Below are 21,946 nucleotides of genomic sequence, written 5' to 3'. Positions count from 1 at the left end.
GTTCGCGGGTCTTGCTGCGTGCGGCGGCGCGCCGCCTACCGGATGTGGAATGGCCGCGGTAACACTTTGAATGCGTGCGAGCGCCTTCCGGCACGATGCAGTAACGAGAGCCTTAGCATGACGTCAAGCCAAGACCGGAAACCGAACTCCAGCCGCCGCTTCCTGTGGCTGACGCTGTTCATCATCGTGCTGTTCGGCGGTTACAGCGCCGGCTGGTTCTGGTTTGCCGGACGGGCGCAGCAGGAAGTCGTCCAGCGTATTGCAGAGGTCAACCGCGACGGCGTATCCGCCACCTGCGCCAAGCCCGAGATCAAGGGCTTTCCCTTCCGGATCGGCCTGTTCTGCGACAGGCTGGAATTCGAGGACGCGACGCGGCGGATTTCGGTCAGCGCCGGCAACCTGCGCACCGTGGCCCAGGTCTACCAGCCGATGCGCACGGTGCTCGAAATCGACGGGCCGCTGCGGCTGACCGCGCCCGACCTGCCGCAACTCCAATTCGATTGGGAGCTGCTGCATGCCAGCGCCCGCATCGCCCAGCCGCTGCCCGAACGGCTGTCGGTCGAGACCCGCAAGCTCGTCGGCCAGGCATCCTTCAGCGACGGCGCGCCGATGCCGCTGTTCACCGCCGAGGACACGCAGCTGCATATGCGCCCAAACGGACCCGATATCGACATTGCCGGCACCTTCACCGGGTTGGCGATCGACCCCCAGGCCCTGCACGGCCGCAAGCTGCCGTCGCTCGACGGCAGCGCCGACACCTCGCTCAAAAACGGCGTAACGCTGCTTGCGGACAAGGTGAGAAGCCTGCGCGGCCAGACGGGCACGATCCGTTCGATGACGCTGTCGACCGGCGGCACCGCAGGTGCTGCGATCAGCGGGCCGTGGACGATCGCCGAAGACGGTCTGGTCGACGCCGACCTGAAGGTGACGATCCGGAACCCGCGCGAACTGTCGCGCATACTTTCAGAAGTCGTGCCGGAACAGCGCCAGCAGTTCGAGACGGCTTTCTCCGGCCTCGCAATTCTCGGCAACGCACCGACCCTGCCGCTCAAGATCGTCAAGGGCAAGGCGACGCTGGGCTTCATCCCGCTGGGGATGGTGCCGGCGGTGGAGTGAGGTGATTGAGTAGTGAGTAGTGAGTAGTGAGTAGTGAGTAGTGAGTAGTGAGTAGTGAGTAGTGAGTAGTGAGTAGTGAGTAGTGAGTAGTGAGTAGTGAGTAGTGTCGATGCCAGCCGAGCGGCCGAGGCAACTACTATTCCCTATTCCCTATTCCCTATTCCCTATTCCCTATTCCCTATTCCCTATTCCCTACTCGCTAATTCTTCACCGGATGCTCGATGGCCTCGCGGCCGAAGTTCGGCACGTCGACTTCCTGGCCGGCGTCGATGATCGAGCGCCGGATGGCGCGGGTGCGGGTGAACATCTCGAACAGCTTGTCGCCATCGCCCCAACGGATCGCCCGCTGCAGCGACGCCAGGTCTTCCGAGAAGCGCGCCAGCATTTCCAGGATCGCGTCCTTGTTGTGCAGGCAGACGTCGCGCCACATCGTCGGATCGGAGGCGGCGAGACGGGTGAAATCGCGGAAGCCCGAAGCCGAATACTTGATGACTTCCGACTTGGTCACCGACTCCAGATCGTCTGCCGTGCCGACGATGTTGTAGGCGATGATGTGCGGCAGGTGCGAGACGATGGCGAGCGTCATGTCGTGATGCTCGGGGTCCATCGTGTCGATGTTGGAGCCGCAGCGGCGCCAGAACTCCGACAGCTTCTCCAGCGCCACCGGATCGGTATCGGGCAGCGGCGTGAAGATGCACCAGCGGTTCTCGAACAGTTCGGCGAAGCCGGCGTCGGGGCCCGACTTCTCGGTGCCAGCCAGCGGGTGGCCGGGGATGAAGTGCACGCCTTCGGGCACATGCGGGGCCATCTGCGCGATGACGGAGGCCTTGGTCGAGCCGACGTCGGTGAGGATGGCGCCCGGCTTCAGCGCCGGCGCCATGTCGATGGCCACGGCACCGGACGAGCCGACAGGCACCGAGACGATGACCAGGTCGGCATCCTTCACCGCCACCTTGGCGTCCGTCGAATAGCTGTCGCCGAGGCCGAGTTCCTCGGCGCGGGCGAGCGTCGCCGCACTGCGGGTGGAGATGGCGATGTGGCGGGCAATCCCTTCGCGGCGGATGACGCGGGCCAGCGACGAGCCGATCAGGCCGATGCCGACGAGGGCGATCTTGTCAAACAGGGGTTCGGACATTTTTCAACTTTTCAGGAATTCGGTGAGTGCGGCAATGACGCCGCGATTGGCCTCTTCAGTGCCGATGGTCATGCGCAGCGCATTGGGGAAGCCGTAGCCGGCGACCCTGCGCAGGATATACCCCCGCGCGCTGAGATACTCATCGGCGACCGCAGCCGAATGCTTGGCATCTTCCGGAAAGTGGACCAGCAAGAAGTTGCCTACCGAAGGCGTGACGCGCAAGCCCAGTGCCTCGAACTGGTTGACGAGCCATTCGGCCCACTGGGCGTTGTGGGCGATGGTGCGCTCGACATGGGCACGGTCCTCCATCGCCGCCACGCCGGCCTCGATGGCCGCCGCGTTGACGTTGAACGGGCCGCGCATGCGCTCCAGCACCTCGATGATGTGCGACGGCGCATAGACCCAGCCGACGCGCATGCCGCCAAGGCCGTGGATCTTCGAGAAGGTGCGCGTCATGACGACGTTCTCGTTGGCCGCGACCAGTTCGACGCCCGCCTCGTAGTCGTTACGACGGACATATTCGGCATAGGCGGCGTCGAGCACCAGGAGTACGTTCTTCGGCAGCGCCGCGTGCAGGCGACGCACCTCCTCGAACGGCAAGTAAGTGCCGGTCGGGTTGTTGGGGTTGGCGAGGAAGACGATCCTGGTCTTCGGCGACAGCGCGGCGATGATGTGGTCGACGCTGGCCTTCTCGGCCTCTTCCCTGGCAACGACGGGCGTGGCGCCCGCAGCCTGAATGTAGATCTTGTAGACCATGAAGCCGTGCTCGGTGTAGACGGCCTCGTCACCCGGCGACAGGTAACTCTGCGCCAGCAGGCCCAGAACTTCGTCGGAACCGTTCGAGCACAGGATGTTGGCCTGGTTGAGCCCATGGGTCGCCGCGATCGCCTGCTTCAGGCGTGAGGCCGACCCGTCGGGATAATACTCCATCTTTTCGGCGAGCTTCTTCACCGCCTCGATGGCATGGGGCGAGGCGCCCAGCGGATTTTCGTTCGACGAGAGCTTATGAACCTTGGTCACGCCTGCGGGAGCTGCGCTCTTGCCGGGTACATAGGCTGCGATGTCCATGATGCCGGCGCGGGGTTCGGGGCGAATCTGCTCAGGTGCCTTGGTCATGTCGAAAAATCCTGGATTGGCGCCTCCGGATGGAGGCCGCAGCGGGAATACCCCTAGGGGCCGCCAATGTCGAGGAAAACCGGCAAAACCGGCGGTTCTGGCTGGACCATTGGGTCACGGTTGACGCAATCCCCGCCCAGGCGTAATAGCAGGCCATGAACCCGTGGTGATTTGGCCGGTCGGCTTGCAGCCACGTTAAACAAGTCGCTAAAGGGCCGTTTGCGATCCGTAAACCGGCTGTGCGACTGCAGGCCGGTTTTTTGTTGTTTGGAGTTCGCACAGTGCCGATCAAGATCCCGGATCAGCTCCCCGCCCGTGAAGTGCTGGTGAAAGAGGGCGTCTCCGTCATGGACGAGCAGACCGCGCTCCGCCAGGACATCCGCCCACTGCAGATCGGTCTGCTCAACCTGATGCCCAACAAGGTGCGGACGGAAACCCAGATCGCCCGCCTGATCGGCGCCAGCCCGCTGCAGGTGGAGCTGACCCTGGTTCGTATCGGCACCCACAAGGCCAAGAACACCTCCGAAGACCACCTGATCAGCTTCTACCAGACCTGGGACGAGGTGAAGGACCGCAAGTTCGACGGCTTCATCATCACCGGCGCGCCGATCGAGCTGCTGCCCTTCGAGGACGTCACCTACTGGGACGAACTCAAGCAGATCATGGACTGGACGACGACCAACGTGCATTCGCCGTTCTTCATCTGCTGGGGCGCGATGGCGGCGGCATGGCATTTCCACAAGGTCCCCAAGCACACGCTGGAGCAGAAGGCCTTCGGCGTCTTCCGGCACAACAACAACGCGCCGGCGTCGCCTTATCTCGCCGGATTCTCGGACGACTTCGCCATTCCGGTGTCGCGCTGGACCGAGGTTCGTGCCACCGACATTCCCGCGGGCTCCGGCCTGGAACTGCTGATGGAATCGGAAGAGACCGGCCCGAGCCTACTGTCCGAAGAAACCGGCAACCGGCTCTACATGTTCAACCACATTGAATACGACTCGACCTCGCTGAAGGAAGAGTACGACCGCGACGTGGCCGCCGGCGTCGAGATCGCGGTGCCGCACGAATATTACCCCGACGACGACCCGCAGCGCCGGCCGCTCAACCGCTGGCGCTCGCACGCCCACCTGCTGTTCGGCAACTGGATCAACCGGGTCTACCAGACCACGGCCTACGATCTGGAAAACATCGGCAAGTAGCCTCGGAAACCGCGCCCGGCATCCGGGCGCGGTTTCCGGCAGGTGCGCGGAACCTAGTCCGCCGAAGCCCGGTGCTCGCGGAAGGCGCAGGCAAGGATGCGCAGCGCCTCGCGCGAGCGGCGGTCGGTCAGCGTCGAATGCAACACGATCTCCGACGACGGCACTCCGGGCAGGCTGAACTTGCGGCTGATCTCGATGGTGCCGGGCGGGGCCAACCTGCTGGGAAACACGGATGTCGCGAGCCCGGCCGCAACGCCTGCGGTCACCAGGGACGAACCGCCGCCGACGAAGACCTCGACCCAGGGAATGCCGGCATCGTCGAGCGTGCGCGTGGCCACGTCCCGCACGCCACAGGCCCGCGACAGGGTCGCCAGCCGGATCGGCTCGCCCTGGCGATGATGGAAGTCCGGTGTAGCGAACCAGCCGAAATGCTCAGGGCCCAGGACCTCGCCGTCGCGGCGGTCGTCCTCGCGCCGGACGATGGCCGCGTCGAGCTTGCCTCGATCGAAGGCGTCGAGCAGGTTGCTCGAATTGTCGACCTGGACCTCGATCGTCAGCGCCGGGTCATGCTGGTTGAGGCGCGCCAGCAACGTCGTCACTTCAGGACCAGCAACGTGACCGGCAATGCCGAGCGCGAAGCGGCGCGTGCCGCAGGACAAGCCGGCAACCGCATTGTCATGCGCAGCGAGGAATGCCCGGGCCGAATCGATGAACATCGCTCCTTCGGCCGACAGCCGGACACGGCGCGGCGTGCGTTCGATCAGCTTGCGGCCGACGCGCTCCTCCAACCGCTTCAACTTGACGCTGACCGCAGCCTGCGTCGAGCCGAGGGCATCGGCAGCGCGGGTGAAACTCTGCAGGTCGGCCACCATGACAAAGTTACGCACGGCCTCGGCATCGAGCCACAACATCTCATTCATCCATAATTGTTATCTCTGAAATAGGATTACATAGCATTTATGTATGTTCAAGCTTCGCCTATCTGAGGTGCTTTCAAGCAACCAGCGGCGACGGACTTCCCCCTTCGCCGCCAGCGGAGACACGGGATGAAAGTGACAAGCAGAGACAATCTGGCGCTGGCGGCGGTTTGTCTGGCCGCGCTGATGTTCGGCCTGGAGATCTCCAGCGTGCCGGTGATCCTGCCGACGCTCGAACATGTGCTGCAGGCCGACTTCAAGGACATGCAGTGGATCATGAACGCCTATACCATCGCCTGCACCACGGTGCTGATGGCGACGGGTACGCTGGCCGACCGCTACGGGCGCCGGCTGGTTTTCGCCGCTACCGTCGTTGCATTCGGCGTCACCTCGCTCTTGTGCGGCATTGCCCCCACCACCGAAGTGCTGATCGTCGGCCGCTTCCTGCAGGGCATGGCCGGCGGCGCGATGTTCATCTGCTCGATCGCCATCCTTTCCAACCAGTTCGACGATGCCCGGGCACGCGGCAATGCCTTTGCCATCTGGGGCGTGATCGCCGGTATCGGCCTAGGCTTCGGGCCGATCATCGGCGGCGTGATCGTCGCCCTGTCGACCTGGCAGTGGGTTTTCCTGGTGCATGCGCCTCTGGCGGTGCTGTGCCTGGGTCTGACCTTCGGCGGCGTGCAGGAGTCGCGCGACCCGCAGGCCAAGAAGCTCGACCTGCCCGGCATCGTCATCCTGAGCGCGACGGTCTTCGGCCTGACCTACTACATCACCCAGGGCGCAGACATCGGCTTCCTGAGCCCGACGGCCATCGCCGTCGCGGCAGCAACGCTGGTCGGCCTTGTCGCTTTCGTGACGGTCGAGCGACTGCATCCGCATCCGATGTTCGATTTCTCGGTGTTCAGGATCCGCGACTTCTCCGGCGCCATCGTCGGATGCATCGGCATGAACTTCAGCTACTGGCCGTTCATGGTCTACCTGCCGATCTATTTCACCGTCGGTCTCGGCTTCGACAGCACGGAGACCGGGCTCGCCGTGCTCGCCTATACGGTGCCGTTCCTGGTCATGCCGCCAGTCGCCCAGTATCTGCTCTTGCGCACCAGCGCCCGCATCGTCATTCCACTCGGCCTGTTCACCATCGGCCTTGGTTTCATCGCCATGTGGCTTGCCACCGGCATCGAGCCCGCAAGCGGCCTGGCCGTGCTGCCCGGCGCGCTGATCGCCGGCATCGGCCTCGGCCTGACGACCACGCCCGCCACCAACATGACCACAGGCTCGGTGCCGGCCAGCCGTGCCGGCATGGCCTCGGGCATCGACACCAGCGCAAGGCTGATCGCGCTCGCCATCAACATTGCCGTGATGGGCTTCGTGCTGGTCGAGGGCATTCTTTCCGGGCTGAAAAGCGCCCTGCCCGCAGGCATCGACGCCGGCCAGCTCAGGTCGCTTGCAGAGCGTATCGCTGCCGGCGGCGCGATCGACGGAGCGCAAGGCGCGCTCGACGTTCCGGCCGAAATCGTCCACGCAGCACTGGTCAACGGCTTCGCCTGGGTGATGCTCTATGGCGGCATCGGCGTGTGGATCCTGGCGGCGACCAGCTTCGCGCTGTTCGGGGCCGGCAAATCGGCTGATGTCACGAAAGCCGAAACGTCGGCAACCTGACGCCCGAGGGCCGGGCAATGGCGCCCGGCCTTAACCCTTCGGCGTGAACACCCGCACCGACTTCGGCCGAATGCGGAAATGCGCCGGTGTCCAGGTGACGAGCTCGCCATCGGTATTGACCGGCCGCGGCCGCTTGGTGCGGACGGTCACCTCGGTGGTCTTGAAGGCGCGCACGTCGTCCCACTGCCCTTGCGTGCCCTTGCGCAGGCTGGGCAGCAGGCGCAGCAGCCGCCACCAGTGGTCGACCTCGAGGCTGTAGAGATCGAGCCAGCCATCGTCGGCGGTAGCCGTCTCCTCGACCGTCATGCCGCCGCCATAATGGCGGCCGTTGCCGACCGAGACCTGCATGGTGTGGATCTCTTCGGTCGTGTCGTCATGGTCGACATAGGCGGTGAACAGCCGCGAGCGCATCAACAGCCGCGCCGCGACGATGCCGTAGCCGAGCGTGCCCCAGCGCTTCTTGGCATGTTCGGTGAGTTCGCCTGCCAGTTCGGCGCTGAAGCCTATGCTGGCGACGTTGAAGAACAAATGGCCGTTGACCTCGCCGAGGTCGACCGTCGTCTCGTGGCCGGCGGCGATCACTTCGGCCGCCTTTACCGGATCTGTGGGAATACCCATGGTGCGGGCGAAATCGTTGGCCGTGCCCAGCGGCAGGACGCCGAGCGTCAGGCCGCAATAGGCGAGGCCCGCCGCCGCATTGTTCAACGTGCCGTCGCCGCCGCCGACAATCGCCATGTCGAAATGGTCGGCGTTGCGCGAGATCAACTCGGAAGCGTTCTCATCCTTGCTGGTTGCCATCTCTTCGATGTCGAGACCGGCATCGACAAGCACCTGCCTGGCGGCATCGATCGAACCGCCGCCGCGGCGGGCGCGCGGATTGACGATCAGCATCGCACGCTTGCCTTTGGAGTGCTGCACGGCGCGTTTCTTGTGAATGACGTCGGTCAGGAGAGTAATCCCTGTGGTTGTCGAACGGACAGATCGAGCCCTGCCGACGCCATTTAGGGTGCATTCGGGCAGATTTGAAGGCAGAGGCCGCAATAAGCTTCAAGACAACCGAAAGTGATGGAGAGCAGTCCTGACGCGGCCCTGACGGCCGGATTAGGTGCCTCGCTGAACGGCCCGCCATCCCGCGATGATGGCTTCGGCGGAAGCCATTCCGGCTGCCTCGTCGATCAGCCAGGAAATGACGGAGATGCGCATCACCTCGCGGCCACGCCACTTTGCGCCGCCGGCAAAGACGGCGCCGTCGCGCTGGATGCGGGCAATGGTCGCCCTGGTCAGGTCGTCGCCACGCTCGTCGGTCTCGTCGGCACCAAACCGCACGAGCACCTGGTTGAACATGACGTCATTGAGCACCACGATCGCATTTTCGCTTCGCAACTGGTCGGCGATCAGGCGCGCCACGCGGCAATGCCGTTCGACCATCGCGGCGATCCCCTCGCGTCCGAGATGGCGGATGATCGCCCAGGTGGCGAAGCCCCGCGCCCGCCGCGACAGTTCGGGGACGAAATGGCTGGGGTCGCGCTCGCCTTCGCCTGCGGTGGGAAGGTAACTCGCCGCGATCGTCATGGCACGGCGATGCGCCTCGCTGTCGCGCACGATCGCGTAACCGCTGTCATAGGGCGTCTGCAGCCACTTGTGGCCGTCGGTGGCCCAGGAATCGCAGGTATCGAGCCCTTCGGCAAAATGGCTGAGGGAAGCAGCAGCCCGCGCCCAGCAGCCGAAGGCGCCGTCGACGTGGATCCACGCACCGATCCGGCGCGCGATCGGCACGAGGTCAGTGAAGGGATCGAAACCGCCAGTGTTGATCTGCCCGGCCTGAAGGATGGCGATGGCCGGTCCGCGCACCTGCGCCGCGCGTCGCGCGAAATCGTCGGGCAATATCCGGCCCTGGCCGTCTGTGGCGACGCGGATCAGCCGATCATGCCCCAGACCGAGAAACTGCAGCGCCGAAAAGACGGTGGTGTGGGCGTCGTCGCCGATCAGCACGGAAATCGGCGGCGCCCCGAACAGCCCGTTCGCTTCGACATCCCAGTCCGCGCGCCGCAACACCTCGCCGCGCGCGGCGGCCAGGCAGACGAAATTCGCGACGGTGGCGCCGGTGACGAAACCGACCGAGCTTTCGCGTGGCAGATCGAGCAGTTCGAGCAGCCATCGCGCAGCGACCGTTTCGGCCGCCGCGGCCGACGGCATGGCATGGTGGTTGCCGGCGTTCTGCCCCCACGCGCTCGTCAGCCAGTCGGCCGCCACGCCAACCTCATGCGAACCGCCAATGACCCAGCCGAAGAAACGCGCACCGGTTGTGGCATTGAGCCCGGGCTCAGCACGCACGGCGAGGTCGTCAATGACCGTTTCGGAGAACTCTCCCGTTTCCGGCAATGGACCGTCGAAGGCAGCCAGCGCGTCCGGGTAGCCATGCAGCGGGCGCTGCGGCCTGGAGGCGAGTTCCGACCTGTACCGGATGGCGTGCTCGGCGGCATGGCGCAGCAGGCGCCCGGTTGAATCCCCCTGCATGACAATCGCCTTCCTTGAAAAGAGGTCTCATGCGCAGAATGCCGCAGAATACATTAGCTATCCAAGATATACATCCTGGGCCCTTCCCACAATCATGGCTTGTTATCTGTCGAGCTGCGGAAAATAGGGATCGGAGTAGATCCGCCGGTCGCGTTCCCCGGCCATGCAATCGACCGGAGCGGCCGCATCGATCCTGACGACGGGTAGCAAATCGGTGTCGCCGCTGACCTCGAGCACCAGCTTGCGCCGGATGGCCATTGCAAACTCCGACGCCGCACGGATCGGCAAGACGAACGAGCCCGGCCCGCCGGTGACGCATTCGGCATAATAGCGATCGAGTTCGGCGGCGGTGCGCGACGGTCGGATCAGGATCGGCAGGCCGTTGATGACGATGCCTTGCGCGACCGCCGCATCGCGCGCCCGAACCACCGGCGAGCCGAAATTGTTCGGCCCATCGCCCGAAATGTCGATGACCCGGCGCCAGCCCTCGGCGTCGTTGCGGTCGAACAGCGCCGCGCCATAGGTGACCGCGCCGGAGATCGAGGTCCCGCGAAAGCCGCTGAACGGCCGCGCCTCAAGCTTGGCCGCGAAAGCGGCGGCGCTCGTAGCGCTGTTGACGATCTCCCAGGGCACGACCGATTCTTCCCGCACGGTGCCGGCCCATTCGAAATAGGTGATGGCGACGCGGCCATGCTGGCCCGACATCACCGCGTCGATGAAATCGGGGTGACGCAGCGCCTCGACATAGCCGGCGCGCTGGAGCGTGAACTCCTCGAGATCCATCGAGCGCGACACGTCGACGGCCAGCACCAGCTCGACATCGACCGCGACGGCTGGCGCGGGCGCAGCCGCGGGCTTGGGCAATTCGCAGCCCAGGCACAAGACGATCGCCAGCGCACCCAGCATCGACGGACACCCCAACAGGCCGAGGAGTGTCGCGGCAATGGCGCCGGAATGGAAGTACCCCGGCTTCACCCCTTCGTGAGGTGAGGCTCAGCCACCGCGCTCGTCGCCGCGCCGCAGGGCAGGAAAGCCGCGCGTCGCGCCCGTCGGCGACAGCACTGGCACGAACACGCGGCGCGAGGCGCGCTGCGCCACCGGGATGCCCTGGTAGACGCGCTTCTGTGCCTCGACGACGATGACGCCGGAGAAGATCGGCCACAGGCGGCGGCCGGCGCGTTCGAACAGATGGTCGAAGCGCATCATCCATTTGCGCCGAGACGGCGGGAAATGCAGCGCGTCCGACCACGCCGAGACGGTGAAATTGGCCTCGCGCAGCAGCTCGTTGAGCTGGCCGGAGGAAAATGGCCGGCCGGTGCCGAAAGGCGTGTGCTCGAAGCGTGCCCAGACACCGCGCCGGTTGGGCACGACGATGACGATGCGCCCCGCCGGCGACAGCACGCGCCAGATCTCCTTCAGCGTCTCGCGCGGGCTTTCGGCGTGTTCGAGCGAATGGACGAGCAGAACCCGGTCGATGGAAGAATCGACCAACGGCAGTTCCTCGTCGAAGACGAGCGCCGTCGACGACGGCCCGTTCGCCGGCCACACGACGGCACCCTGCGTTGCCGGCATGAAGGCAAACACCCGCTCCGCATCGCTGCCGAAGCGATCGAGCCAGGGCAGCGTGTAGCCAAGCCCGACCAGCCGTTCGTTGGGCAGGCCTGCCCACACGGCCGACAACCCCATGGTGATCGACTGCTCGGCCAGGCGGCCGAGCGGTGTCGAGTAGAACGAACGAAGGTCGACGATGTCGGAATTCATGAGCGGAACGTAGACGCGCGCAACGCCGACTTCAACGACCCCGCCCCAATTGGGGTGACAGCGCCGGGCGCGCGCCCTATCGTCCTGCCAGAAGTGGAGTTTTGCGATGCCAGCCGAGATCAAGCTTTTCATGTGCCGCACCGACAATTTCGGTGCGCTGCTGCACGATCGCGAAAGCGGCGAGACGGCCATCGTCGACGCGCCCGAGGAGGCGCCGATCCTGGCGGCGATCGAGCATAGCGGCTGGACGCCGACGATGATCCTGACGACCCACCATCACGCCGACCATGTCGAGGCCAATTTGGCGCTCAAGCAGCGCTACAAGCTGCGCATCATCGGCCCCGAGGCCGAGCGCGAGAAGATCCCCGGCATCGACGACACGGTCGAGGAAGGCTCGGTGATCCCCTTCGGCAGCGAGACCATCGAGGTCATCGCGACGCCCGGCCATACCGCCGGCCATGTCTGCTATCACCTGCCGAAGTCGAAGGTCGCCTTCACCGCCGACACGCTGTTTGCGCTGGGCTGCGGCCGGCTGTTCGAGCGCCCGGCACCGGTGATGTTCGAATCGCTGAAGAAGCTCGCCGCCCTGCCCACCGACACGGTGGTCTATTGCGGTCACGAATACACGCTGTCCAATGCCCGTTTCGCGCTGACCATCGATCCGGACAATGCCGCGTTGCTGGCACGCGCCGAAAAGATCGAGGCGCTGCGCGCCGACGGCAAGCCGACGCTGCCGACCACCATCGGCGAGGAACTGGCCACCAACCCGTTCCTGCGCTGGGCCGATGCCGGCATCCGCAAGCATCTCGGCATGGAGAAAGCCTCCGACGCCGACGTGTTTGCCGAGATTCGCAAGCGCAAGGACAGTTTCTGAGCATGCTGGCAGCCGAGATCATTGCCATGCTCGGCATGCGCCGGCATCCCGAGGGCGGCTGGTATGTCGAGACCTTTCGCGACAACCCGGAAGGCGGACCGCATAGCCCACGCGGCAACCAGACGGCGATCTATTTCCTGCTCGAGCACGGCGACGTCTCGCACTGGCACCGGGTCAGGGACGCCGCCGAGATCTGGCATTTTCATGCCGGCGCACCGATAGAACTGAAGATCTACCCACCCGGCGGCGAGGTCAGCGCAGCCGTGCTCGGCATCAACCTTGCCGTCGGCGAACGTCCGCAATGCGTGGTGCCGCCGGGCTGGTGGCAGACCGCGCGCAGCCTTGGCGACTGGACGCTGGTCGGCTGCACGGTATCGCCCGGCTTCGAGTTCGCCCAGTTCGAGCTGGCCGAACTGGGCTGGGAGCCGGGCTAGGCTCCTGCCCCGTCCACAGCCGCCTTCCGCCCGCCGAAGATCAGCGATTTGGCCGCCAGCACCGCACCTGAGGTAATGAGCACGCAGGCAGCGAGGATGCGCAAGCCTGGCTCGGCGAAACCGGCTGCGATCAGCACCAACGTCGACAGCAGCGGCGCGGCATAGCTCGCCGCCCCCAGCACCTGAATGTTGCCGCGTTTGACGCCGATGTCCCAGGCGTAGAAGGCCGCACCCACCGGCATCAGGCCGAGACCGAGCACGGCGAGCCACTGGCCGGCATTGGCCGGCAGCACAGTCTCCTCCAGCGCAAAGTGGCAGGCCAGCGACAGCACCGATGTCGCCAGGCAGAACCAGGTGACGATTGTCGTCGGCACCGACGGAAAACGGCGCGACAGCAGCGAATAACCCGACCACAGGAAGGCGCAGGCGAAGGCCATGGCATAGCCGAAGCTGTATTGCGCATCAAAGGCCAGCCCACCGCCCTTGGTGACGATCAGGAAGGTGCCGGCAAGGCCGAGCAGCGCGCCGGCAATGTGATTCCAGCGCAGGCGTTCGCCCGGCATCAGGGCCGAGCCCAGGACGATGAAAAGCGGCCACAGATAGGCGATCAGGCTGGCCTCGACCGCCGGCGCGTTGCGCAGGGCGGTGAAATAGAAGAAGTGGTAGCCGAACAGGCCGGCGATGCCGATCACCCATACCTGCGGCGGGATTCTCTCGGCCTTCGCGGGCATGGCCATGAACAGCCGGGCGACGAGGCCGACACAGGTGCCGATGGCGAAGGTGATGGCCGAAAGCAGGAAGGGCGGCACCGAGCCGGAGGCATCGGTCAGCAACGCCAGCAGCGCCCACATGGCGACCGCCGTAAATCCGATCAAAGTCGCGCGCCCCACTTACCCCTCCCGGCGCGCAGGGCGCGCCTAATTGGTCGCTTCGAACCGCCGTGCCCTGACCGTGATCGTGCCGATCTCCGTGCTGACCGTGGCGTAGATGGGCGCATATACCCCGGTTTCGCCGAGCGGCGCAAACGTCACCATGATGCGGCTGCGGTCGCGCAGGAAGGTCAGTGCCTTCTTGTCGGTGCGGTAGCCCGAGACGGGCTGGAAACCCATGCGGCAGGTCACCGTCTCGCCGGAGAAGCCCTTGATCGCCATCTTCTTGCGCGACACCTCGGTCAACCTGAGATCGGCGCGCAGTTCGCCGTCATACATCTTCACGGTGCGGCCGCAGACCTTGTCCAGGCTGGATGCCTTGATGACGGTGGCCGCGATCGGGTCGGCGACGGCGCGCAGGTCGCCCGCGCCGAGTGGAATCCAGGTCTTGCCGCGCTTCTTCGGCGGCGGCACGACCTCTGTGCTGCTGACATTGTCGCCGGAGAACCGGACGTCGACGAGCGAACTGACCTTGCCCGAGACATAGTCGGCGCGGAAGGCGCGCGGCCGGGTGCGGCCGCCCCCGAAACTGCCGCGCGACGAGATCGTGCCGCGGGTATCGTCGAAGAATGCGGCAAGTCCGGCGCTGGAGACCTTGCCCTTGACCTCGTAGGAATCGCCTTCGTAGCTGCTGTCGAATGTCGCCTTGGCGACGGGAATACCGAGGAACGACAGCGAATAATCGCCGCTGAAGGTTTTTGCCGCCGCGATCGAGAGCGAGGGAACCATGGCGAGGGCGAAAGCAAGCAGGATGGGTACGGGGCGCATGCCAAAACCTTAGGTCGGCCGAAATGTGCTTTCGGCCGTTGGCGTCCCTTGCGATTGGTTATAAAAGCAATTCCGGCCATTCTGTGGAGCTGGGGACAACGGCTGCAAACCGCAGCAAACCTCCCGGGGCGCTTGACGCGTCGGCGAAATGCAACTATGGAACGCCAACTTTTTCCATGAGGCCGCCTGACTGAGACCGCGCGCCACTATCGGTGCGTCATCGTCGCTTGGTCCGCCAGAACTGAAGGTAAGTAACATGTCCCGCGCTTGCGAACTCACCGGCAAAGCCGTCATGACCGGCAACAATGTGAGCCACGCCAACAACAGGACCCGTCGCCGGTTCCTGCCGAACCTGGTCAGCGTCACGCTGATCTCGGAAGCCCTGAACCAGAACGTGCGCCTGCGCATTTCGGCCAACGCCCTGCGTTCGGTCGAGCATCGCGGTGGCCTCGACGCGTTCCTGGCCAAGGCCGACGTTGCCGAGCTGTCGCAGCGCGCTCGTCTGCTCAAGAAGCAGATCGCCAAGAAGACTGCCGAGCAGGCCGCGGCCTAATCGACGAATCAAGGCGGGGGACGACCGCCTGGAGCCTCTGCGCGCCGCAAGGACGATAGAGGCTCCGACCAAATACGCCCGGGCATTTGCCCGCAACGCTGGTTCCATTACCCAGGATAAAAAAATGAACTCCGGTTCAAAATACCTGCCCTTCGTGGCGGCCATGGCGCTTGTCGTCGTCGCTTCCAACATTCTCGTCCAGTTCCCGATGCAGGGACAGGTCGGATCGCTCGCACTTGCCGACATCCTGACCTGGGGCGCCTTCACTTATCCCTTCTCCTTCCTGGTCACCGACCTTGCCAATCGCCGCTACGGGCCGAAGCTGGCGCGGCGGATCGTTTTCATCGGTTTCATGACCGCGGTGGTCTGCTCGATCGTCATTCCGCCGGTCCTGTTCCGCTACGGCCTGATTCCGTTCGACACCGCGGCCGATCGCCTGGCCCGCATCGCGGTGGCCTCCGGCGCCGCCTTCCTGACCGCGCAGTTGCTCGACGTCACCGTGTTCAACTGGCTGCGCCGGCAGAGCTGGTGGCGCGCGCCGATCTTCGGCACGCTGGTCGGCTCGGTGTTCGACACGGCGATCTTCTTCGGCGTCGCCTTCGCCGCAGCTTTCGCCTTCCTCGGCCCCGAGGACGCGTTTGCGATCGAACCAGCACCGCTGTTCGGCGTCATGGCCACCGAAGCGCCGCGCTGGGTTTCCTGGGCCTTGGGCGACCTGATCGTGAAGCTGCTGATCGCGCTTTTCGCGCTGATCCCCTACCGGCTGATCGCCGCGCGCTGGAGCCAGCCGGCGCTGGCCGCCAACTAGACGGCCCTACCTGTCGATTCGCGTCGACAGGATGATCGACGACAGCGTGCGCTCGACGCCTTCGAGCGCACCGATGCGGTCGATCAGCGTATCGAGGTCCTGTACCGACGGGGCCTCCACCACCACGATCATGTCGAAATTGCCGCTGACCGAATGCAGCGTGCGCACCTCGGGGATGCGCCGCAGCACGGCCTCGACCGCAGCGGACACCTTGGGCAGCGCAGTCACCAATATGTGCGCCCGCACGAGGTTTTTCTCATAGTCGGGCGACAGCTTGACGCTGTAGCCCGCAATCACCCCTCGCTGTTCCAGCCGCTCGATGCGGCTTTGCACCGTCGTTCGCGACACGCCGAGCTTGCGGGCCAGCTCGGCGGTCGAAGCGCGTGCATTCTCGCGCAGCAAGGCAAGCAAAGCCCGGTCGGCGTCGTTCGTCATTTCAGCAAATCTCTTCGGCGAATTGCTTAAATCATATCGGCTTTTCGGCAATATCGATACTGCCTTTCGACAGCGCGCAGGCATAGAATCCGCGCGAAATCCATTCGAAGGGGACAAGACCATGAAACAGATCGTTGTCGTAGGCGCAGGCAAGATCGGCTCGACCATCGCCGACATGCTGGCCGAAACCGGCGACTACAAGGTGACCGTGGTCGACCGCTCGCAAGCCCAGCTCGATGCGCTCGAAACCGGCAACGCTGTCGAAACGCTGAAGGTCGAGATCTCGGAGGCCGGCGCGCTCGACGCCGTGCTCGCCGGCAAGTTCGCCGTGCTTTCCGCGGCCCCCTTCCACCTCACCACGCGCATCGCCGAAGCGGCCGCCAAGGCCGGCGTGCATTATCTCGACCTGACCGAGGACGTTGCCTCGACCCGCATCGTCAAGGACCTGGCCGCCACTGCCAAGAGCGCGTTCATCCCGCAGTGCGGCCTGGCACCCGGCTTCATCTCGATTGTCGCCAACGACCTCGCCAAGCGCTTCGACACGCTGGAAAGCGTTCGCATGCGCGTCGGCGCCCTACCGCAGTATCCGTCCAACGCCCTCAACTACAACCTCACCTGGAGCACCGACGGCGTCATCAACGAGTATTGCGAGCCTTGCGAGGCGATCGTCGAAGGCTCGCTCGTCGAGGTGCCGCCGCTCGAGGAGCGCGAGGAGTTCTCGCTCGACGGCATCACCTACGAGGCGTTCAACACCTCGGGCGGCCTCGGCACGCTGTGCGAGACCTACAAGGGCAAGGTGCGCACGCTCAACTACCGCACCATCCGCTATCCCGGCCATGCCGCGATCATGAAGGCGCTGCTCAACGACCTCGGCCTGCGCCACCGCCGCGAGGTGCTGAAGGACATCCTGGAGAACTCGCTTCCGGCGACCATGCAGGACGTGGTGGTGATCTTCGTCACAGTCAGCGGCCGCAAGGGCGGGCGCCTGTTGCAGGAGAGCTATGCCAACAAGATCTACAGCCGCCAGATGGGCAAGATGGTGCGCAGCGCCATCCAGATCACCACTGCGTCAGGAATCTGCTCGGTGCTCGACATGCTGGCATCCGGCGCGTTGCCGCAGCAGGGCTTCATCCGCCAGGAAGACATCGCGCTCGACGCCTTCCTCGCCAACCGCTTCGGCCACAACTACGCCCAGGCCGGCACCGCGCACCTGGCGGCCTGAACGCCAGGCGCCTCACGGGGAGCATACCCCTGAGGCCACCAATTATGGGCAGCGAGAGGTTGGGGGACCCCTCGCTTTTTTTTGCCTTTGCGCATGCCTGCCTGTCAGATCGGAGCCATCGGCCCGAAGAAACCGATGATGCGCTCGATGCGCGCCCCGTCGGGCGTCAGGAAGGCGATGTCGACCCCATCGGGCAGCGGCGTGCCATCAGCCTCGACGACGCGCCAGCCGAAACGGGCAATGCCGTGGTGGATGTCCACGGCACTGCTGCGAACGATCGTCGCGCCGGGACGGCCGGTTCGAACGGTCGCAATGTGGGCCAGCAATTCATCGACGCCGTTGGTGTTGGCACGCGGGTCGGTGTAGGCTGCCTTGTCAGCCCAGACGGATTTCAGCAGGGCCTTGCGCCGTCCCGGCTCGGGCTCGTTCCAGACCGCGCAATAGCGGTCGATGAGGCTGGTGACATCGGACAACATGGCCGGCTCCCGCATCGCAGGTGTCGACCATAGCGGAAAACCGCCGGTCAATCGCCGTGCAGAATGAATTCCAGGTACAGATTGCGCTGAAGGATCGAGTGGTTGTCGTCGGAGATCAGCGACACCATCAGCGCGCCGTCACCACGCTGCCAGACATCCAGCCCTTCCATGTTGTCGATCTGGTAGCCCATGTTGGCTTCCAGCAGCACCTGGCCATCGGCAACCTTACCCCTGGCGATGCTGTCCGAGGCGATGCGCCTGAGCCGCATCTTGACCCCCGAGGCCATCGAGAAGCTGCGCTCCAGCAGCAACAGGTCCCCGCCGGGCAGGAAAGCACCGTCGGTGATGTCGAACTCGCCGTCGCGCTTGACGGTGAAGACACCCTTCTGCGGCCCTTCGATGATGGCGGCAAAGATGTTGCCGGCCGGATCGAGGCTCTTTTCCGACACCACCACCAGCCCGCCCTTCTCGGCGGAATAGGCGATGGTCTCGAACCCCCTGTTCTGACGCAACTCGTTGCGCGGCACCAGGAAGTCGAGTTCGCCAAACGACGGCCCCATATTGGCGGGATCGATGCGGAACTGGGCGACGCGGTGCGTGCGCTCGAAGCCGACGGTGGCAATGCCATCCCGGACAGCGAGCCCTTCGGCATCAGCCATCCACTTCTTCTCGATGGCGCTGCCCGAGGCGTCGACCATCTGGACCATGCTGAAATTCTCGACACCCGCCGGCCGCGAGGTGCCATCGCGGGTAATCCGGCCGAAGAACCAGAAACCGGTGTCGGCGACGCCGATGAAATCGCTCCCCGGCTTGAGGAAGCGGAACGCCGACAGCGCGCCGAGATTGCGTGACGACGATGTCAGTTCCAGCCCGCCGACGAATTCCAGCGGGCCGAACATCTTCTCGTCCAGGCCGATCTGGAACCGCGCGATCGGGCGCGCGGAAATCTCGATGCGTTCTATGGCCGGCTGCTCGGCCCGCGACGAGGCGGTGAGCGTCGTCGACAGCGCAAGCGCGGCCAGGGCCGCGCAAGCAATGTGCCGCAAACGGGCCGCCGACAGGATCATCCGGCGCGCCGGAAGCCGCCGCGGCGGTTCTCGCGGGCGCTCTCCTCGCCGAACAGCGAGGCCAGCTGCTCGGTCATGGCGCCGGCCAGTTCCTCGGCGTCGACGATGGTGACGGCGCGGCGATAGTAGCGCGTCACGTCGTGGCCGATGCCGATGGCCAGCAACTCGACCGGCGAGCGCGTCTCGATCAGGTCGATGACGGCGCGCAGGTGGCGCTCGAGATAGTTGCCGGGGTTCACCGACAGCGTCGAATCGTCGACCGGCGCACCATCCGAGATCATCATCAAAATCTTGCGCTGCTCAGGGCGCGCGATCAGGCGCTGGTGCGCCCACAGCAGCGCCTCGCCGTCGATGTTTTCCTTGAGCAGGCCCTCGCGCATCATCAGGCCGAGGTTGCGGCGCGAACGCCGCCATGGCGCATCAGCGCTCTTGTAGATGATGTGCCTGAGGTCGTTGAGGCGGCCGGGATTTGGCGGCTTGCCGTCCTTCAGCCACTTCTCGCGCGCCTGCCCGCCCTTCCACGCACGCGTGGTGAAGCCGAGGATTTCGACCGAAACGCCGCAGCGTTCCAGCGTGCGCGCCAGGATGTCGGCGCAGGTAGCGGCAACGGTGATCGGACGGCCGCGCATCGAGCCGGAATTGTCGAGCACCAGCGTCACCACCGTGTCGCGGAACTTGGTGTCGCGCTCCTGCTTGAACGACAGCGGCTGCATCGGGTCGATGACGACGCGCACGAGGCGGGCCGGATCGAGATAGCCCTCTTCGAGGTCGAAGTCCCAGGACCGGTTCTGCTGCGCCATCAGGCGGCGCTGCAAGCGGTTGGCCAGTCGGCCGACGACACCCGACAGATTGGCGAGCTGCTTGTCGAGGAAGGCACGCAGGCGATCGAGTTCGTCCTCGTCGCACAGCTCTTCGGCGCCCACCGTCTCGTCGAAACTGTTGGTGAAGACCTTGTAGTCGATCTCCCTCGGCAGGTTGGCGAAGGGATTGTCCTGGCGGCGTGCCTCTCCCGGCGTCTCCGAATCCGTGTCGTCGTCGTCGGACATGTCGTCGGACGTGGAGTCGGATGCTTCCATCTCGCCCGACGGCTCCTCGTCGGCCGAGGATTCGGCTTCGTCGGACTGCGACTGGTCGGCGCCCGAATCGTCCTCGCCGCCTTCCTCGCTCTGCTCCTCGCCTTGCGGCTGCTCGTCGTCTTGGTCCTCGTTGTCCTCTGTTTCCTGGTCGTCGCCGTATTCCTCGGCCATCTCCAGCGAAGCGAGCATGTGGCGAACCATGCGGGCGAAGGCCTGCTGGTCTTCCAGGCTGCCGAGCAGCCCTTCGAAATCGCCGCCGGCCTTGTCCTCGACCCAGTTGCGCCAGAGCTCGACCATGCGCTCGCCGCTCCTCGGAACGGGTTGGCCGGTCAGCTTTTCGCGCACCATCAGCGCCAGGGCTTCTTCGAGCGGCGCTTCCGACTGTTCGGTGACGTCGGCGAGATTGGCCTTGGCGTATTTGTCCTCGAGCATCGAGGAAATGTTCTGGGCGACGCCGGCCATGGCGCGGCTGCCGATCGCCTCGACGCGGGCCTGCTCGACGGCGTCGAAGACGGCACGAGCCTGCTTGCCCTCAGGCGCAAGGCGGGCGTGGATGCGGGTGTCGTGGCAGGCGCGCTTGAGCGCCATGGAATCGCCAAGACCGCGGGTGACGGCAATGTCGTTGGCCGACGCCTTCTTGGGCAGCTCAGGCAGGCGTGCGCGATTGCCGGCAAGCGCTGGCCGCTCCTTGGCAAAGGCCACTTCGAGCTCGTTGTCGCCCGAAATAGCGCGCATGGAAACGGTCACGGCGCGCTTGAAGCTGTCGACTTCCGAGCCCGCCTTCGATTTGTTGCGCGTGTTGTCGCCCGGCCCCGCCATCTGAGCCTGTTCTTATCCCAGCACGACGTTGGCGGCTGATTCGGGAAGGTCCTCGCCAAAGGCGCGCTGGTAGAACTCGGCCACGACGGAGCGCTCAAGCTCGTCGCACTTGTTGAGGAAGGTCAGCCGGAACGCCATGCCGACATCACCGAAAATCTCGGCGTTCTCGGCCCAGGTGATGACGGTACGCGGGCTCATCACCGTCGACAGGTCGCCATTGACGAAGGCCGAACGCGTCATATCGGCGACGCGGACCATCTTGTTGACGATCTCCTTGCCCTTGGCGTCGCGATAGTGCTTGGCCTTGGCAATGACGATGTTCACTTCGTTGTCGTGCGGCAGGTAGTTCAGCGTGGTCACGATCGACCAGCGGTCCATCTGCGCCTGGTTGATCTGCTGGGTGCCGTGATAGAGGCCGGTGGTATCGCCGAGGCCGACCGTGTTGGCGGTGGCGAACAGGCGGAAGGCCGGGTGCGGGCGGATGACGCGGCTCTGGTCGAGCAGGGTCAGGCGGCCCGACGATTCGAGCACGCGCTGGATGACGAACATCACGTCCGGGCGGCCGGCATCGTATTCGTCGAAGCACAGCGCGACATTGTGCTGGTAGGCCCAGGGCAGGATGCCGTCCTTGAATTCGGTGACCTGCATGCCTTCCTTGACCACGATCGCGTCCTTGCCGACGAGGTCGATACGGCTGACGTGGCTGTCCAGGTTGACACGGACCATCGGCCAGTTGAGGCGGGCTGCGACCTGCTCGATGTGGGTCGACTTGCCGGTGCCGTGATAGCCCGACACCATGACGCGGCGGTTGTAGGCGAAGCCGGCCAGGATCGCCATCGTCGTGGCCTTGTCGAACAGATAGTCCGGATCGATGTCGGGGACATGCTCCGACGAGGCCGAATAGGCCGGCACGACCATCTTAGAATCGAAGCCGAAGGTGTCTTTCACCGACACTGTCGTGTCCGGCAGGTTGGTGATGTCGCGATCGACCTTGTTCATAGCGTCTCCACGCGCGAAGCCTCAGCTACGCCGGCAATCGAAATTTTCTTCGGGGGCGGTCTT

At 65.0% G+C, this 21,946-nt stretch carries 22 protein-coding genes and 1 riboswitch; of the genes, 8 read left to right on the top strand and 14 right to left on the bottom strand.

Translation table 11 applies throughout. From position 1 onward, the window contains the following. Window positions 1–117: 117 nt before the first annotated feature. Window positions 118–1,116, top strand: a complete 999-nt coding sequence (locus GGR00_RS22420; protein WP_184701248.1) for a DUF2125 domain-containing protein — start codon at window positions 118–120, stop codon at window positions 1,114–1,116. A gap of 199 nt (window positions 1,117–1,315) precedes the next feature. Here GGR00_RS22420 and GGR00_RS22415 read toward each other — a convergent pair whose 3' ends face one another. Together GGR00_RS22415 and hisC are read right to left on the bottom strand one after the other, a co-directional pair. Further along, window positions 1,316–2,251 carry a prephenate/arogenate dehydrogenase family protein gene (locus tag GGR00_RS22415; protein ID WP_184117425.1) on the bottom strand — a complete coding sequence of 312 codons (936 nt, stop codon included), beginning with the start codon at window positions 2,249–2,251 and terminating at the stop codon, window positions 1,316–1,318. Between the two features lie 3 nt (window positions 2,252–2,254). Then, window positions 2,255–3,367, bottom strand: coding sequence for a histidinol-phosphate transaminase (gene hisC, locus GGR00_RS22410; RefSeq protein WP_055973218.1), 1,113 nt, complete (start codon window positions 3,365–3,367; stop codon window positions 2,255–2,257). Window positions 3,368–3,520: 153 nt separating this feature from the next. Further along, a riboswitch (SAM riboswitch) is annotated at window positions 3,521–3,598 on the top strand. Between the two features lie 50 nt (window positions 3,599–3,648). Here hisC and metA point away from each other — a divergent pair. Then, complete coding sequence (metA, locus tag GGR00_RS22405) at window positions 3,649–4,566, top strand: homoserine O-acetyltransferase MetA (RefSeq protein ID WP_055973220.1); 918 nt, start codon at window positions 3,649–3,651, stop codon at window positions 4,564–4,566. 53 nt (window positions 4,567–4,619) lie between these two features. Here the strand turns inward: metA and GGR00_RS22400 are convergent, their stop codons facing one another. After that, window positions 4,620–5,477 carry a LysR family transcriptional regulator gene (locus GGR00_RS22400; RefSeq protein ID WP_055973404.1) on the bottom strand — a complete coding sequence of 286 codons (858 nt, stop codon included), beginning with the start codon at window positions 5,475–5,477 and terminating at the stop codon, window positions 4,620–4,622. Between the two features lie 135 nt (window positions 5,478–5,612). Between GGR00_RS22400 and GGR00_RS22395 the strand changes: the two genes are divergently transcribed. Continuing rightward, complete coding sequence (locus GGR00_RS22395) at window positions 5,613–7,145, top strand: MFS transporter (protein WP_055973222.1); 1,533 nt, start codon at window positions 5,613–5,615, stop codon at window positions 7,143–7,145. Between the two features lie 30 nt (window positions 7,146–7,175). Here GGR00_RS22395 and GGR00_RS22390 read toward each other — a convergent pair whose 3' ends face one another. The 4 genes from GGR00_RS22390 to GGR00_RS22375 all read right to left on the bottom strand — a co-directional run bounded on the left by GGR00_RS22390 (window position 7,176) and on the right by GGR00_RS22375 (window position 11,423). Further along, a complete protein-coding gene (locus tag GGR00_RS22390) occupies window positions 7,176–8,063 on the bottom strand; it encodes a lipid kinase (protein ID WP_082496479.1) in 888 nt (295 codons plus the stop codon). Window positions 8,064–8,246: 183 nt separating this feature from the next. Further along, entirely contained in the window at window positions 8,247–9,662 is a 1,416-nt protein-coding gene (locus GGR00_RS22385; protein WP_055973224.1) for a pyridoxal phosphate-dependent decarboxylase family protein, read from the bottom strand. Window positions 9,663–9,764: 102 nt separating this feature from the next. Continuing rightward, the gene (locus tag GGR00_RS22380) at window positions 9,765–10,568 is read right to left on the bottom strand and encodes a DUF1194 domain-containing protein (RefSeq protein ID WP_055973227.1); all 804 of its coding nucleotides are present in this window, start codon (window positions 10,566–10,568) and stop codon (window positions 9,765–9,767) included. A gap of 87 nt (window positions 10,569–10,655) precedes the next feature. Next, a complete protein-coding gene (locus tag GGR00_RS22375; RefSeq protein WP_055973410.1) occupies window positions 10,656–11,423 on the bottom strand; it encodes a class I SAM-dependent methyltransferase in 768 nt (255 codons plus the stop codon). A 106-nt stretch (window positions 11,424–11,529) separates the two neighbouring features. Here GGR00_RS22375 and gloB point away from each other — a divergent pair, with 106 nt between their 5' ends. Both gloB and GGR00_RS22365 read left to right on the top strand, forming a co-directional pair. Then, a complete protein-coding gene (gloB, locus tag GGR00_RS22370) occupies window positions 11,530–12,297 on the top strand; it encodes a hydroxyacylglutathione hydrolase (RefSeq protein WP_184701246.1) in 768 nt (255 codons plus the stop codon). Between the two features lie 2 nt (window positions 12,298–12,299). Continuing rightward, complete coding sequence (locus GGR00_RS22365; RefSeq protein WP_184701243.1) at window positions 12,300–12,731, top strand: cupin domain-containing protein; 432 nt, start codon at window positions 12,300–12,302, stop codon at window positions 12,729–12,731. Here the strand turns inward: GGR00_RS22365 and yddG are convergent. Both yddG and GGR00_RS22355 read right to left on the bottom strand, forming a co-directional pair. Further along, on the bottom strand, window positions 12,728–13,621 hold the full coding sequence (yddG, locus tag GGR00_RS22360; protein ID WP_184701241.1) for an aromatic amino acid exporter YddG: 894 nt from the start codon (window positions 13,619–13,621) through the stop codon (window positions 12,728–12,730). The two genes, GGR00_RS22365 and yddG, sit on opposite strands and share 4 nt — an antisense overlap. Before the next feature lie 27 nt (window positions 13,622–13,648). Beyond that, the gene (locus GGR00_RS22355) at window positions 13,649–14,428 is read right to left on the bottom strand and encodes a DUF3108 domain-containing protein (protein WP_184701239.1); all 780 of its coding nucleotides are present in this window, start codon (window positions 14,426–14,428) and stop codon (window positions 13,649–13,651) included. Window positions 14,429–14,684: 256 nt separating this feature from the next. Here GGR00_RS22355 and rpmB point away from each other — a divergent pair, with 256 nt between their 5' ends. Beyond that, complete coding sequence (gene rpmB, locus GGR00_RS22350; RefSeq protein WP_055973245.1) at window positions 14,685–14,981, top strand: 50S ribosomal protein L28; 297 nt, start codon at window positions 14,685–14,687, stop codon at window positions 14,979–14,981. A gap of 124 nt (window positions 14,982–15,105) precedes the next feature. Beyond that, entirely contained in the window at window positions 15,106–15,789 is a 684-nt protein-coding gene (locus GGR00_RS22345) for a queuosine precursor transporter (protein WP_055973248.1), read from the top strand. Between the two features lie 6 nt (window positions 15,790–15,795). On the opposite strand, the gene GGR00_RS22340 is transcribed toward GGR00_RS22345, so the two are convergent. Continuing rightward, complete coding sequence (locus tag GGR00_RS22340) at window positions 15,796–16,224, bottom strand: Lrp/AsnC family transcriptional regulator (protein ID WP_184701238.1); 429 nt, start codon at window positions 16,222–16,224, stop codon at window positions 15,796–15,798. Here GGR00_RS22340 and GGR00_RS22335 point away from each other — a divergent pair. Beyond that, window positions 16,109–17,446: a saccharopine dehydrogenase family protein gene (locus tag GGR00_RS22335; RefSeq protein ID WP_281389286.1), complete on the top strand. Its 1,338-nt coding sequence runs from the start codon at window positions 16,109–16,111 to the stop codon at window positions 17,444–17,446. The two genes, GGR00_RS22340 and GGR00_RS22335, sit on opposite strands and share 116 nt — an antisense overlap. 104 nt (window positions 17,447–17,550) lie before the next feature. Here the strand turns inward: GGR00_RS22335 and GGR00_RS22330 are convergent, their stop codons facing one another. The 4 genes from GGR00_RS22330 to cobS are packed head-to-tail and all read right to left on the bottom strand — an operon-like array spanning window position 17,551 to window position 21,883. Beyond that, window positions 17,551–17,922 (bottom strand): nuclear transport factor 2 family protein, encoded by a 372-nt coding sequence (locus GGR00_RS22330; protein WP_184701236.1) that lies wholly within the window; start codon window positions 17,920–17,922, stop codon window positions 17,551–17,553. 47 nt (window positions 17,923–17,969) lie between these two features. Further along, entirely contained in the window at window positions 17,970–18,989 is a 1,020-nt protein-coding gene (locus GGR00_RS22325) for an esterase-like activity of phytase family protein (protein ID WP_184701234.1), read from the bottom strand. Further along, window positions 18,986–20,884 carry a cobaltochelatase subunit CobT gene (cobT, locus tag GGR00_RS22320; RefSeq protein WP_055973263.1) on the bottom strand — a complete coding sequence of 633 codons (1,899 nt, stop codon included), beginning with the start codon at window positions 20,882–20,884 and terminating at the stop codon, window positions 18,986–18,988. Before cobT ends, GGR00_RS22325 begins: the two co-directional genes overlap by 4 nt. Before the next feature lie 12 nt (window positions 20,885–20,896). Next, the gene (gene cobS, locus GGR00_RS22315) at window positions 20,897–21,883 is read right to left on the bottom strand and encodes a cobaltochelatase subunit CobS (RefSeq protein ID WP_055973268.1); all 987 of its coding nucleotides are present in this window, start codon (window positions 21,881–21,883) and stop codon (window positions 20,897–20,899) included. Window positions 21,884–21,946: the final 63 nt, after the last annotated feature.

The sequence above is a fragment of the Aminobacter aganoensis genome (assembly GCF_014206975.1).
Classification (GTDB): Bacteria; Pseudomonadota; Alphaproteobacteria; order Rhizobiales; family Rhizobiaceae; genus Aminobacter; species Aminobacter aganoensis.
Note: the sequence above shows the minus strand (reverse complement) of the source record. Positions and strands in the feature narration are given on the sequence as shown.

Excerpts from the sequence above, each read along its gene's own strand:
- GGR00_RS22325 (WP_184701234.1), bottom strand. The coding sequence starts at position 18,989 with ATGATCCTGTCGGCGGCCCGTTTGCGGCACATTGCTTGCGCGGCCCTG.
- GGR00_RS22380 (WP_055973227.1), bottom strand. The coding sequence starts at position 10,568 with ATGCTGGGTGCGCTGGCGATCGTCTTGTGCCTGGGCTGCGAATTGCCC.
- GGR00_RS22365 (WP_184701243.1), top strand. The coding sequence starts at position 12,300 with ATGCTGGCAGCCGAGATCATTGCCATGCTCGGCATGCGCCGGCATCCC.
- GGR00_RS22335 (WP_281389286.1), top strand. The coding sequence starts at position 16,109 with ATGCGGCTTTGCACCGTCGTTCGCGACACGCCGAGCTTGCGGGCCAGC.
- hisC (WP_055973218.1), bottom strand. The coding sequence starts at position 3,367 with ATGACCAAGGCACCTGAGCAGATTCGCCCCGAACCCCGCGCCGGCATC.
- GGR00_RS22340 (WP_184701238.1), bottom strand. The coding sequence starts at position 16,224 with ATGACGAACGACGCCGACCGGGCTTTGCTTGCCTTGCTGCGCGAGAAT.
- cobS (WP_055973268.1), bottom strand. The coding sequence starts at position 21,883 with ATGAACAAGGTCGATCGCGACATCACCAACCTGCCGGACACGACAGTG.
- GGR00_RS22420 (WP_184701248.1), top strand. The coding sequence starts at position 118 with ATGACGTCAAGCCAAGACCGGAAACCGAACTCCAGCCGCCGCTTCCTG.
- GGR00_RS22375 (WP_055973410.1), bottom strand. The coding sequence starts at position 11,423 with ATGAATTCCGACATCGTCGACCTTCGTTCGTTCTACTCGACACCGCTC.
- GGR00_RS22395 (WP_055973222.1), top strand. The coding sequence starts at position 5,613 with ATGAAAGTGACAAGCAGAGACAATCTGGCGCTGGCGGCGGTTTGTCTG.
- GGR00_RS22330 (WP_184701236.1), bottom strand. The coding sequence starts at position 17,922 with ATGTTGTCCGATGTCACCAGCCTCATCGACCGCTATTGCGCGGTCTGG.
- GGR00_RS22355 (WP_184701239.1), bottom strand. The coding sequence starts at position 14,428 with ATGCGCCCCGTACCCATCCTGCTTGCTTTCGCCCTCGCCATGGTTCCC.
- GGR00_RS22400 (WP_055973404.1), bottom strand. The coding sequence starts at position 5,477 with ATGTTGTGGCTCGATGCCGAGGCCGTGCGTAACTTTGTCATGGTGGCC.
- cobT (WP_055973263.1), bottom strand. The coding sequence starts at position 20,884 with ATGGCGGGGCCGGGCGACAACACGCGCAACAAATCGAAGGCGGGCTCG.
- gloB (WP_184701246.1), top strand. The coding sequence starts at position 11,530 with ATGCCAGCCGAGATCAAGCTTTTCATGTGCCGCACCGACAATTTCGGT.
- GGR00_RS22345 (WP_055973248.1), top strand. The coding sequence starts at position 15,106 with ATGAACTCCGGTTCAAAATACCTGCCCTTCGTGGCGGCCATGGCGCTT.
- GGR00_RS22385 (WP_055973224.1), bottom strand. The coding sequence starts at position 9,662 with ATGCAGGGGGATTCAACCGGGCGCCTGCTGCGCCATGCCGCCGAGCAC.
- rpmB (WP_055973245.1), top strand. The coding sequence starts at position 14,685 with ATGTCCCGCGCTTGCGAACTCACCGGCAAAGCCGTCATGACCGGCAAC.
- GGR00_RS22415 (WP_184117425.1), bottom strand. The coding sequence starts at position 2,251 with ATGTCCGAACCCCTGTTTGACAAGATCGCCCTCGTCGGCATCGGCCTG.